Below are 13,279 nucleotides of genomic sequence, written 5' to 3'. Positions count from 1 at the left end.
ATACTATAATCTGATTTATAGGGTTATTGGTATAAATTCTGACTATTCTAGTATAGAAAGAAGAACTTCTAATTCTTCAAAAAATGCTATCTTGCTCAACACTATTTATCTTAGAAGCTATTCTGAATTTGATACATCAATTAGTTTCTCAATTCTATCAAACGGCTATGCGAACAAAAACTATATATTCTTCTTTTAATCCTCTTATACACAGTATAGGTTGTTTCTTGGTTTTGCTTTTTTGTGCCTTTCATACACACGCTGACAGTTGTTATGCACAAGAAGTGAGCATTCAGGCACAGGCTACTTCTCCACAGACAGTTATTTTACGTTGGCAACTCAAATCGGCTGCCGAGACTGTTCCAGTTTCTTATTTTGAGGTAGAAAGAAGTATTGATGGACGCAACTTTACGACTATCGAAACGATTCAAAGCAATGACATAGAATATTATTCTTTTGTAGATAAAAAGGCATTTGCTTCTCGTCTGCATTATCGTTTAAAAATATTAAATACAACTGGCAAGACTACTTATTCAGATATTATGCCTGTGGATGTCATTCTTACACTTGCTTCTAATCAGTTTGTGCCTTCAACAGTAGAAACTTCATATATCAAAATTCATTTGCCAAGTACGGACATGCACGCAACTGTTCAGATTTATGATGCTGATGGTGTGTTGTATTTTTCGGTAGAAGCTGATAAGTCGCCTCTGATTATCGATATAAATGGTTGGCAGAATGGAGAATATTTTGTTCATTTTCGTTCGGCACAGCGTACAGAAGTAAATAAAATGCTCGTAAAGAGATAAAACCAATTTAATTGATTATAATTTTGAATATTTCTTGTAGATACGCTAGTCTTTTTGTAATTTTGCCCTTCATTATTTTAAAATATTTGTAAAGCGATTTAAGAATTAAATGCTCATAGCATAAAAATATAATTTTTGAAATTTGTCAAAATTTATAATTAGCTCTACTGATTTTAAATTCTGATTCTAATTTCTAATATTCTTAAACTATTTAACTCTATACCATTATGAAACGTACTTTTCAACCTTCACAGCGTAAGCGTAAAAACAAACACGGTTTTCGTTCACGTACAGAAACTGTAGGAGGACGTAATGTAATTCGTGCTAGACGTGCAAAAGGTCGCCATAAACTTACTGTTTCTGACGAACGTACACACAAATAAGAATTACTTCGACTCTATTGTTTCTGCTACTTTGAAAAACCAAAGTAACTATAAATTAGGACTTTCAAATAAAATAAATTTTACGATTTATCTTATTTGAAAGTCTTTTTTTATGAAATATGTTTGTTGGTGTCGCTATGCTAAAACACTGACAAATGCTATCTTATTTTATAGATATTTTACTCTACAAACATTCCATTTCTAAAATCCAATCTACCAAGTTTTCATAAACTCCTTGCACAGCAAAAACACCATTTCTACGCATTCGAAGCTGTGGCGAAAGGTTAGGTTGAAGGTTTATTAAAAATACACAAGGCGAAATGCGATGTTTTTGGCGATATTCTTTCAATAATTTGAAGGGAAAAGGAGGTTGGTTTTCTGTCCATTTACTCAAGACAATAATTCTTGAATATGATTCTTTTTCCTGAATAAGACGACGAAGAGCCACCGATAAATTGCCCTTTTCAGAAGTAGCATAATTCATCATAGCATCTTGCAAACGGTGTTGAAATGCTGCTGTATCTTTTTGGTTTTGTGTATAATATGTATTTAAAGCATCTTCACTCAATATTTTTAGGTTAATTAAGTCTTGTGAAGTAGTTAGATTCTTTTTAGAACCTTGAAAAATAAAGGCACTCAACCAACTTGCTTTTTCTAATGATTGTGCTTCTGTTGTGAGAGCTTCATCTAAAATTATAAGTGTTTTGGAAAATCGTTTATTATCTTTTTTGCTATTGAGTGTTGAAATATTCTGAATAGTATGAGGTAAAATTTCTTTTAATAATCCTTTCTGAATATCATTTGCTTTTGTAAGATCTGGATATAGCGTCAAAAAATCTTCTTCAAAAGGTTTACGTTCAAAAATACGTTCTACTTTCCCTCTAATTTCTCTGAAAAAAGGAATCATTTCTCGCTCTTCTTGTGCTGTTTGTTGATAAATAGAAGCTAATTGTTTTCGTGCTTTCGAAAGCGTATTTTCAATATCTTCTTTAGTTACTTGAATAATATTCTGAATAGTTTTTCGGGCATCTTCTAACTGATTTCTTAGCTCATTTCTCAAAACTGATAATTCTTCCTTCTGATTTTCCTTTGTTTTGTCCCAATACGTTTGACGAACTTTATCTTCATAGATAGATTGAAAATCTTCTAAACTAACTCCTTTTTTTACTTTTTGCTTTTGTTTTTTACTCAAATTCTTTTCAATAACTTCTCCTAACAGATTAGAAGAATTATCATTATCTGAATCTGAATTACTTTCTAAATGCTCTTTTTGCTGTTTTTGAGTTTCTTCTAATTGCTCTGTCAGATGTTTACTTACGCCTTTTGCCACCTCAAACATTTCTTGTAAGGCAGCTTGCATCGGTGGGCGTGCCTGTTCTAAATAAAGCTCTTGAATATCTTTGAAAGCTGCAATTCTGCCCCTAATCCTGTGTAAAATTGTATCTTCTAGTTCTTCTAAATGAATAGCAATATCTTTCAGAACATCTTGTATTTCTTCTGGCGAATAAAAATAAAGACGCTTGATTTGTTCTATTTTTTCAGAGTAAAAAACATCTGCCAACTCTCCAAAAAAGCCAACTTTACGGCGTAGATTTTTAAGTGCCTGACGTTCTATTTTTCTCCAACCCTCTTGCTGAACCAAAGAAGGAGGAAGTTCGCTCAAATAATTTTCCTCAAAAGTAGAAAGTAGATTCTCAATTTGTACGCTTCTTTGCATAATCTGCGCCATCTGCTTCGGAGCTTGTTGTAGATTAGGCTTATTTATTTGCGTAAAAAAAAGACGTTGTTGTTCGTCTAATTCGTGAAAAATAAGCATCAGACGATGATAACCACCAAAAAAGAGTTCACCTTCCCATTTCTTGAAAATACGTTTTGAAGCTACCTGCAAACGGTGTAGTTCTTCTTCTTGCTCTGCAACAATACTTTCTACAAACTCTTGTGTATGCAAAATTCTATGAACTCGCTTTACGTATGCTTTATGGATTTGATTATAGCTTTCAAGAATCTGAAAAGGCGAAAGTTTATTAGCCAATTCTATACTTTTACTTAATTTATGTTTTAATTTTTCTAAGGCAAGTTTGACAGTTTTTGGTGAGTTTTTGAAAATCAAAGGCAATTCTTCTAGCATTTCTTGGCTAGAAAGTCTGTCTGTTTCGATGAAATCTTTCCAAAGCTGACTTTGCCTATTGCGCTTTTCTTGATATGAACCTTTTTTTAAGTGAGCCTGTGTAATCTCTTGTTTCCACTTTTTTATAGGGATTTTTGCCTTAAAATTTTCTTTTAAAAACGCTGTATCAATTTCATTATTTAATCTTGGGCGACAAATATTAAGGCAATCAGCTAAAAGTATTTTCTTATGGGGAAAGTCTTTAAAAAAAGTATCAAAGTCTTTTTTTGTATTATTTTCTAAAGTGAATCGAATTGCTTTTTTGAGAGAATTTGGAAATGGCTTTTCAAAAGATTCTACATAAAATTCAAAGAAAAAAACTGAATCTTGAATAGTATTTATTATTTCTATAAAAAAATCTTTTTGCCCTTCTTCATTCTTCTGAAAATAGGCTATCATCGCAATTATTCTCAATGTAATAGTATCAAAGCCCTTGATTTTTGAATATAATAAAACATCTCGCATTGAATAAGGCGAAATATAAGAAGTAAAATAAACCCATTTTTCTCTACCAAAGTTAGTTTTTTTGTAGTTACTTAATGTGCTGTTTGTAGAGTTATTTGTTATTTCTGTATCTCCATAATGAAGCGTTAGAATATCTTGAAAAAAACGCTTTTGATAAGGCGAAAAAGAAGAAATAATAGATTCAATAATTTGCGAAGAATAGGTAGAAGAAATATTTTTTTGCATTCTCAAAAATACAATTATTTTTATTAAATAGAGATATTTTTGTGTATTGATTTTCTTATAAAATAAACATATTTAAACCCTAAGTCTCTTGTAAGAGATTTAGGGTTTAAAAAAGTAATACATTAAAAGTATTTATTTCTGTTGCAAAAGCACTTTCAAATTATCATATTTCAAAAGTTGAAGATAAAACTCTTTAAAAGCTATAAATTCAGATGGCTCAATACGAGTTTGTTTGAAATGAACAAAACGCTCAATATATAATCCTTCTGCTGTTTGTTTTAATTTTAGCGTATATGTTCCAAATTTTGTATCATAATTTACGTTTTTTGGTAATTTTTTAATAGCAAAGTTTTCATTCATTTTTACATTAATGCGCTGAATATGAGGTTGTGCAAATGTAAAAGTTTTTATATCCATTGCATTAGTTCGCTCACTTCCATAAATCGCAGCGTCAGCTTTAGTCGTCTTGACAAAGGGCAAACGCATAAAATAAATTCCTGTTACATCATCAGTAAATTCTCTAGCATGAAGTTTATAATTCGCTTCAAGAGAAGTGGAAATATTTTCTACTTTATCAAAATTATAATCATCTAGTTCAAGATTTCTGAAGGCACTACTTCCCAAACTTCCTATAATTGTATTTGGTAAATTATCCTTTGATTCTAATTCCATCGTCGAACGCCATCTACCAGCTACAAGACCTGTATAGGTTGTCTTGATTTCCAAATCTAACGTATTAAATTCATCTAAAACTGCATTTACATCATATTGAGTGAATGTTTTTGTGGAATCTGTTTGATTGGCTGGCAGACGAAAAGCTTTATTCTCTCCATCTTTTATGAGCAATGCCCACGCCTCTGTATCGCCTTCGTTGAGTGAATAATAGGGATAAAAATCAGTTGTTGGGTCAGAATAGTTGATTTTACCGTCTAAATAATATGCCACAATAGCGTGATTAAATTCCATTTCAAGAGGCATAAATGGCTGTGTATTTTCATTGACTTTGACCAAAACATAATACGATTCGATACCAACTTTTCTAAGCATCGCAATCATAATTGTAGCTACATCTTTGCAGTCTCCAATTTTGGAAGAACATGTAAGGTCGCTATCTTTTGGGATATAACCCGATTGCAAAAGGTTTGCGTAAGAGTAATTTATGTTTTGAGAAATATAATTAAAGATAGTTTCTACTTGCTGTTTTTTAGTCATTCCATCCTTAATAATGTCTTTCAAAATATCATCAATAATATAATTAGATTCTAGCTTTTGATAGGTCTTGGCTTTGTACCAATCTACAATAATTCCCCAGTCTTCTGTCGTCGAAACTCTCAAAACAGGATAATATTCCAAATCATCGACCATTGCATTCTCTACAATCGGAATCGGAATATTTTCATAATCCCAACGATAAGAAACCAAACCATCTTCACGATTATTTATTTTTGGCTTTCCGTTTAGTTTATGACTTGTATAAAAAAGCTTTCTGTTTTTGGGAATCAAAAATTCTAATTTAGCTGATAAAATAGGAGCAGGAAAAGGAATATAATTACTAATTCCAAAATTATTTCCAAGTTCTGAAACAGTATTCCAACTTGCCATTCCCTCTACTTGAATAATATCCCCTACTTTTAAGTTTTTGAAGATAATGAATGAACCCTGTACGTCTGGACGTGTTTCTGTACCATTTTCACGAATTACTTTTGCACTAGTTACTCTTCCTAAAAGGTCAAAATTAGATTGTGTCCAAAGTTTTGCCCCAGACTCTGTCAGTATTTTTATCATAACCATACTATAAAAATAGGTTGATTGCGCTGTATCATTCCAAATTACATCACGATTGTAACCTAAAATAATTGATTCGGCATCTTTATATTCTTTTTTGAAAGCATCAGTTTTTGATAGTTTTTCATAATTTGTTTTGTACTCATCAAAGGAAGGCGTTTCGAATTTGTTTTTATACTGTTTTTCTCCTTCAATCTTCTCAATTTTATTATCTAATTCGTATGATTTTTGGCTAGAAGATAATTTTTTAGCTTTTTTATAATATGAAAGAGCAGTTGTTTTGTCGCCTTTATCGCTATGAATATCACCTATCATTTCATAAATCCCACTTGAGTTTGGGTCAATCGGAATGGCTTGTTTGATAGTTGCCATCGCTTCGTTATAACGTTCTTTTGAGTACAAGTAATTTGCTTTTTGATATAAAATCCAACTTTCATTTGGCTTAACAACAATCATTTCATCATAAAGCTCTAATACTTTTTCTACTTCCTTATCCTTTTTGTAGAGCGCAATCAGCTTTTTGTAAGTTCCTACATCAAAGTATTTTTTGAGAGCTTTTTTGTAGTCTTTCTCTTTAGCTTTGTCGTCGTCTTTTTTGTCTTTTTGCTGATTTTGATAATAATCTTCTGGACGATTATCTTTATCATCAATATATTTTTTCAGGCTTTGAGAATAAAAAGGGTATTCTTTTGCCATCTTTTTAGCGTATGCAATTCGCTCATCCTTACGTCCTTTTTTATCATAAAAACGCAATTTTCTTTGAATTACATCAAAATTCGAACGGCTAATTTTGTCTAGTTGGTCTAATTTTTCTTCGTATTCTTCACTCTGATTCTCTGCATCAATTTCCTTTAAGTCTTTATAAAGAAGCGTAAAAATAGGTGTTTTTTGTTGGTCAAATGTTCCTATTAAATCAAAACTCTTTTCTGTTTTATTGTTTTCATTATACACTTTGGCAGCTAAATATTTGAAATAAACAGAGTTCGGATTTCGTTCTACTTTTTTAGCAAAAAACTCTTCTAATTCTTCTCCTCTTGAATAGTACAGATGAGATTGAACGAGCATATAATAATTAAAAAAAGAATTTATATTTTTATCATTATTTTTTTCTACCAAATTTTTGAAATACTCTAAGGTCTCTAAACGTGTTGTTTGAGAGTTTTCAAAGTTTGAAGCCAGTGAATAGGTAACAGGGTCTTTATAGGCTTGTAACGGAATTGCAACACCATTTTTGTCTGTCAGGCGAATCAAAAGGTTTCTTTGATAATAAGGAGAATAGTTATCTTCATTTTCTTCTATTCTTTCGATAGTGCTTTTTTTCTTTTTATCGCTTTCCTCTTCTTCCTCATAATTGTAATTGATACTTTTCATTCCATCAAAGTCTAGTTCAGAAGAACCCGAACCACCCTTAAAATATCTTCCTACTGCATATTTAATCAAAATTCTATGATTTCCAGCAGGTAATTTTAATGAAATGCGCTCTGCATCGTAATGTGCTGAAATTGTTTTTGGAGAAGCAAAGATTTCTTTACCATCCAACCAAATTTTGATAGGATAAGAGCGAGTAATACGAAAGTCAATATCTTGTTCTTTATCTATTTTGAAAAATGTATTTGCGTAATGAACACCTTCTGTATTATCAAGATAAATATCTCCATCATATTGAAAATAAGGCAATGTTTCCCAAGTAAGTATTTCGTCTGTAAGGATTTTATAATTTCCATTTGGATTGAATGCTTCCTTTTCCACAGGATATTCTACCGTATAACCATAGCCATTTATGTTTGGAAAACCGTTTATTGTTGCCCAATATAAATTATTATGCACCTTTGAAAAAGAGGTTTTGCTTTTCTCAAACTCTCTTCTTCTAAAGTCTTTATAGGCTTCGAAAAGAGCAGGACTTACATAAAAACGAGAAGACATTTTTTGATTTCCATTTTTATCAAACATTCTTTTTTTTAAGTCGGTATAAGAAATATTGATTTGTCTTTTAAAAACATCATAATAATTTTCGTCCCAATGATGACGCATTAGTCTATTGAGGTGCAAATAATAGCCTTGTGTATCGCCTTCTACTTCGGAAAGAAAAATCATTCCTTTATTAGCTTCTGCATCAGTGCTATCTTTATCTAGTGTTTGTTTGAATGCTTGACGTGCTTTTTGATGGTCATTTTGCCCAATAAACTCCCAGCCTGTTTTGTTTTGAGCTTTAGAATAGTTGGGGAAAATAAAACTTACTATTAAGAGTAAGAAAATTATTTTTTTTGTGGATTTATTTTGCATAAAGATATGAGACAGTTACAAATTAAAAATTATGAATTACGCTTGTAATTTGATTATTATTAATTCATCGTGATTTGAAAAGTAATGATTTATAAAGGTTTTATTTTTTTCTATTTGGCTTTTAACTAATGCTATTTACGTAATCTCTAAAGAAAGTTTCGAAAAGTTCTAAAGAATGACTATCAGAGTGAGCATTAAAACGAATAACTTTGCTCCATTCTATTCTATCTCCAATTCCTAGTTTCGCACACATAAAAGAACTAAAATTGAACATAAATTCGTTTAGTTCTTCATCTTGCATTGCCATCAAATAGCCTTGAATAACATAACTTGCATCTTCTACTCGGTTGATAGAACCTGCCTCTTTGTAAGTGGTAAGAAAAAATACGTAATCGATAAAACGGAGCATAAAATAGAAATTGGATATTGGGAATTAGGAAATGGAAAATTAAAAAGGCTTTTAGAGTTTAGTTTCTATAAACTTCTTTTAATTAACCTCTACAGCCAAGTCAGAGAAATTTAGTGAGTTATTTGGAAGATATTTCATTTTCTTCTATTGCTATAAACTCATGAAAACTTTTTAATTTTAATATTCTTTCCCTTCTCATTAATCCTCCATGGTCATTGTCTATAATAAAGTTTAATTTTTCAGGAATGCTTCCAAAAAAATCTTTTACTAATTCAAATGAGTTGCTATCAATTAAATAATAATACGTTTTATTTAAAATACTTTTTACAGCAGTCAATTCTTCTTTTGAATAAAAATCTTCTATTTTAGCATCAGCAGCAAAAACATTCAAAAATTTATTTTTAGTTGAAATGTAAAAGTTTTGTTCTATATCTAATCTTAATTGAGGATAATATTTACAGAAATCTATTTTTTCTTCATCACTTATTAAAATAATTTCGTAGCTCATAATTTGGTTTTTTAATTTAACTTTTTCATCATCAATCATAACAAATACAGGAAAAGACAAGCCATTTTCCCTACACTGATTATTTCATTTTCATAAAACTGGTAACTGATTATTACTTACTGATAACTGCCACTACCATTTTCGACTACTCAAAACTAATTGCGTAGAACCCAGCATTAAGATAATCAACGAAAAGAAATATAACAAGTTACGAGAATCTATTAACCCTTTGCTAAGTGATTGATAATGAAAGTCTATACCTAACTGACTAATGAAATAAGCCGTATCTGACCATACATTGAGACCAGAAAGTGATGTAAAACCTTCATATAAAAAAAAGCAAAGAAAAACAGCAATAATAAATGCTACAATTTGATTTTCGGTAAGTGAAGAAGCAAAAACGCCAATTGCCGTAAAAACTGCCCCTAATAAAATAAGTCCAATAAACGAGCCCACAAAAGCTGCACTATCTAAGTTTCCAATAGGGTTGCCAAGTTGATAAATACTATAATAATAAATTAGTGTAGGAAGAAGAGCAAACAAGACCAACACCCAACACGCAAAATATTTTCCTAAGATAATCTCCCAATCTGAAATAGGACGAGTAAAGAGCAGTTCCATTGTTCCTGCACGTTTTTCTTCTGCAAAACAGCGCATCGTTATGGCAGGAATTAGAAATAAAAATACATAAGGAGCAACCGAAAAAAGTGGGTATAAATCGGCAAAACCATATTCTAAAACACTTGTTTGAGGAAAAACCCATACAAAAAGCCCCATTGCTACTAAAAAAATGATGAGTACGATATAGCCAATTAGAGAGCTGAAAAAAGAGCGTATTTCTTTTGAAAATAAATTGAACATATATGTATTTTGTGTATTTATTTCTTATTTAGGATAGTAAAGTATTCTTTATCAAAATACAAACTAAAAATCTAAACAAAGATAGTAAAAAATCAAACTATCAGCCATAGTTTGCCCATATCATAAAATAGAGTATTTATACAAAAGAGAATTAGTGAATAAATAATGGCTTAATGTTTGCCAATTTGGAAGTAAACAATTAACTTGTTAATCATATATAATGAGAAAGAGTTTAATTTTTATCAAAAATAACTTTCAAATCATTCCTTTTAATTGAAATTTTAGTATCTTATATTTGCTCAAATTAATTTTCAAATAACTTTAGTAGTTATTACCTTAGTAAAAGGTTTTATAACTCATTCTACCTCTATCAAAACTAATACACTTTTATAGTATTTTATACTTCTTTTTTATGAATAATATTTTACGCTATTTCGCCCTAAGTCTCACTCTCATTGCCACTACTGCAATAGTACCTTTTGTTTCTGCCCAAAAAACAATAGACAATCCTATTGTCGCAGGTACAAACAGCGAATACATAACAATTTCTAAAATCGAAACTTCATCAGATAGCACTGTTTTCCAAATGGAATTGACTTGTTATGAAGGGTTGGAATATACTTTACATGAAATAGGCTCTATTCACGCCTTCCAAATGATTATTGATGATACAAAATATCCATTATTAAGAATTACAGCAGCAGAACCTGGAGTAATTCAATGTAATATGATGAGTGTACAATATTTTCATTTGGTTTTTGAAGCTCTTCCTGAAGCAGCAGAAGTAGTCAATATTCAAGAAGGCGACCGTAGCGAATCTGATTTGTTTTTTGAAAATATACTACTTTCTAGTTTAGAAGAAGCTACAAAGAAAGCAAAATCAGGGAATTCTAAGTATCAAAAGTTTTTGGCAAAACATTACGAGCAACAATACGACTACGAAAGTGCTCAAGAATATTTGAATATGTATATTGATCAAGTAGTAAAAGCAGAAGGAACTCAATCAAAGGAATATTTAGATGCTTTGGGAAGTCAGATTCAATTAAATCTAAATATTGGTAATTATGTAGAGGCAGAAGAACTTTCTCTACAAACTATCGAAGCAGTAGGATTAGACAACCCACAGGTAGCTAGTATTCTATATACATTAGGAGATGTTTATCAAGTATTAGGAAAGCACGAAGATGCTGTGGATAATTACATTCAGTATTTGCGTACGATGGAAAAAGGAGAAAATCTCAAAAGTGCTACGTATTCTATGGTAAATAATCTAGTTATGTATTCGTGGGCAAGTATGAAGGACACATTAGATCGTCAGCCCCTTGCTGTTGGCGTTTCTGTGAATCCTGCAAAGATAGAAGAAGGAACTGCTCAAATGCGTATTTATGCAGTAGGTGCAACAGAATATATGGTTTCAGATACAGAGGAGTTTAAAGGAAGTGAATGGAATACATATGAACCAGCACTTATGACAGAAGAAAAATTAAATGCAAAGACAAAAACTTTATATGTTCGTTTTAAGGACAATAAAAATAGACTTTCTACTCCTTTTGCTGTCAAAATTGAAGGACAGGAATAAGAAAAAGACTATAAAAAATAAAAATAAATAAATACTTTTATAAAGGCTTTTCGATGTTTTCGATAAGCCTTTTCTTATATTTGTGTATATTAATTTTTTTAAAATATTTTTGCTAGATACGACTTAAAATAATTAGGTAAAGTTTTTGTCTATACAGTTATAAAACGTATAATAGAACCAAATTTAACTTTTATGAAAACATCCAAACATACTCCAAAAGAGCTATCACAACGCTTTTTATTTTTAGCTATTTTATGTAGTCTTTTCTTTATTTCTATCGATTTTGCTAAAGCACAAGACGAAACAGACACTACTAATGTAGATGAAACTCATACTTTGCCTCATTCTGATAAAGGAGAGGGTTTAGATGAATATGTTGTTGCTGAACAGTTGCGTATGACACAAAAATTTCCACAAGCAATTCCTTTCTATGATAAAGCAATTGCTAAAGAGCCTAATAATTTAGAGTATCTCTATAATAAATGTATGTGTTATTATGAGGGACGTAATTATCCAGCTTCTGAAACTTGTTTTCAGTCTGTTTTGGAGAAAAAACAAAATTATATTCCTGCTTATGAAATGCTTGCGAATACCTACAAACAAAAAAAGGATTATGATAATGCTGTGAAAATGTATGAAAAAATTATAGACCTTGCAGAAGATGACGGAGAAAAATTTGCTTATCAATTCCGTACTATTGATCTCCTTTTTCGTACAGGTAACGTAGAGGGAGCTGGAAAGTATATCAAAAGTGCAAATGAACTATTCCCTGGAATGCCTGACTTATTTTATCTACAAGCTCGTTATGAAAATACAATAGGCAATCATGAAAAAGCTCTTGAACTGATGACTCAACTTATGGAAATCACAGGAGCAGAAACAGGCATTGGTTATGATAAAGATTTCTACGAATTAGGATATACTCACTTTCAGTTAGGCAGTTATGCAGAAGCAGAAAGAGCTTTTAGTAAAATTACAAAAGGTAGTCAGTTTTCTGCTCGTGCAAAAGAGTTTAGCCCAGAATTTTTGATGAAAGTAGCTAATGGCTATTCTAAAGTATATGAGTTTAATGAATCAAAACAACTTTTGGAAAAAGTAATTGCAATGAAAGACCCTTTTCCAGATGCACAAGAACTAAAAGTATATATCGAAGATAGAGCTGCAAAAGATACATTAATACAAAAATTAAATTTTCGTTTAGAAATGGACGAAAAAGCTCGTACAGGTAAATTAGAAGGTGACCAAGATCCAAGAAAATTTATGCTTAATACTTCTCAAAAATTAGAAGTTTATTTCAAACTTACCAAAACATATTTAGAAATTGGTAATTATGATGATGCTTTAGAATATTCTCGTCAGTATTCAGCTTTTAATCCTAAAAATCCTTTGATTTTATTCTATCAAGCATTAGCTCTACAAAAAGTAGGGGATGAGGTAGAAGCCGAATCATTACTGTTAGCAATTAGTAGCGCACCTCAAATCAATAGAAATGCTCGTGCGATGGCTGCTTTTGCCTTAGGAGTATTTCAACATAGAGGTAAGCAATATGCTTTGGCAGTCAAAAACTTGAAAAAATCTGCCATACTAAGTCCTGCTTTTAGTCCTGCTTCTAAATATGAAATTGCTAGTATATCAGTAGAAGATCCAAATACAGCAAAAGAAGAAGGACTCGGTGATGAAATGTTAGGAGAAGCAATAGAAGAATAAGAAAACCTAACTAAACTGTTAAGTCATTGATACAAAAAGTCATTCAATTTAGTTTGAATGACTTTTTTCTTGTTTTTTTTAAAAATAACAAACTATTT

The 13,279-nt window shown here is 30.9% G+C and carries 9 protein-coding genes; 4 read left to right on the top strand and 5 right to left on the bottom strand.

Annotated elements, in window-relative coordinates; translation table 11 throughout:
- Window positions 1-83: 83 nt before the first annotated feature.
- Entirely contained in the window at window positions 84-809 is a 726-nt protein-coding gene (locus WAF17_RS03635) for a T9SS type A sorting domain-containing protein (RefSeq protein ID WP_338766369.1), read from the top strand.
- 227 nt (window positions 810-1,036) lie between these two features.
- The gene (gene rpmH, locus WAF17_RS03630) at window positions 1,037-1,192 is read left to right on the top strand and encodes a 50S ribosomal protein L34 (protein ID WP_338766366.1); all 156 of its coding nucleotides are present in this window, start codon (window positions 1,037-1,039) and stop codon (window positions 1,190-1,192) included.
- A gap of 184 nt (window positions 1,193-1,376) precedes the next feature.
- Here rpmH and WAF17_RS03625 read toward each other — a convergent pair whose 3' ends face one another.
- The 5 genes from WAF17_RS03625 to gldF all read right to left on the bottom strand — a co-directional run bounded on the left by WAF17_RS03625 (window position 1,377) and on the right by gldF (window position 9,895).
- A complete protein-coding gene (locus WAF17_RS03625) occupies window positions 1,377-4,049 on the bottom strand; it encodes a hypothetical protein (RefSeq protein WP_338766363.1) in 2,673 nt (890 codons plus the stop codon).
- 132 nt (window positions 4,050-4,181) lie between these two features.
- On the bottom strand, window positions 4,182-8,117 hold the full coding sequence (locus tag WAF17_RS03620) for a transglutaminase domain-containing protein (protein WP_338766361.1): 3,936 nt from the start codon (window positions 8,115-8,117) through the stop codon (window positions 4,182-4,184).
- A gap of 121 nt (window positions 8,118-8,238) precedes the next feature.
- On the bottom strand, window positions 8,239-8,526 hold the full coding sequence (locus tag WAF17_RS03615; protein ID WP_338766358.1) for a hypothetical protein: 288 nt from the start codon (window positions 8,524-8,526) through the stop codon (window positions 8,239-8,241).
- Between the two features lie 118 nt (window positions 8,527-8,644).
- Entirely contained in the window at window positions 8,645-9,094 is a 450-nt protein-coding gene (locus tag WAF17_RS03610) for a hypothetical protein (protein ID WP_338766356.1), read from the bottom strand.
- Window positions 9,095-9,166: 72 nt separating this feature from the next.
- Window positions 9,167-9,895, bottom strand: a complete 729-nt coding sequence (gldF, locus tag WAF17_RS03605; RefSeq protein WP_338766353.1) for a gliding motility-associated ABC transporter permease subunit GldF — start codon at window positions 9,893-9,895, stop codon at window positions 9,167-9,169.
- A 412-nt stretch (window positions 9,896-10,307) separates the two neighbouring features.
- On the opposite strand from gldF, the gene WAF17_RS03600 reads away from it, so the two are divergent.
- Together WAF17_RS03600 and WAF17_RS03595 are read left to right on the top strand one after the other, a co-directional pair.
- A complete protein-coding gene (locus WAF17_RS03600; RefSeq protein WP_338766351.1) occupies window positions 10,308-11,474 on the top strand; it encodes a tetratricopeptide repeat protein in 1,167 nt (388 codons plus the stop codon).
- 192 nt (window positions 11,475-11,666) lie between these two features.
- A complete protein-coding gene (locus tag WAF17_RS03595; RefSeq protein WP_338766348.1) occupies window positions 11,667-13,181 on the top strand; it encodes a tetratricopeptide repeat protein in 1,515 nt (504 codons plus the stop codon).
- Window positions 13,182-13,279 lie beyond the last annotated feature (98 nt).

Origin of the sequence: Bernardetia sp. ABR2-2B, assembly GCF_037126435.1 — a bacterium.
In the GTDB taxonomy this organism is placed as follows: domain Bacteria; phylum Bacteroidota; class Bacteroidia; order Cytophagales; family Bernardetiaceae; genus Bernardetia.
This window is presented reverse-complemented; position numbering and strand designations above follow the sequence as displayed.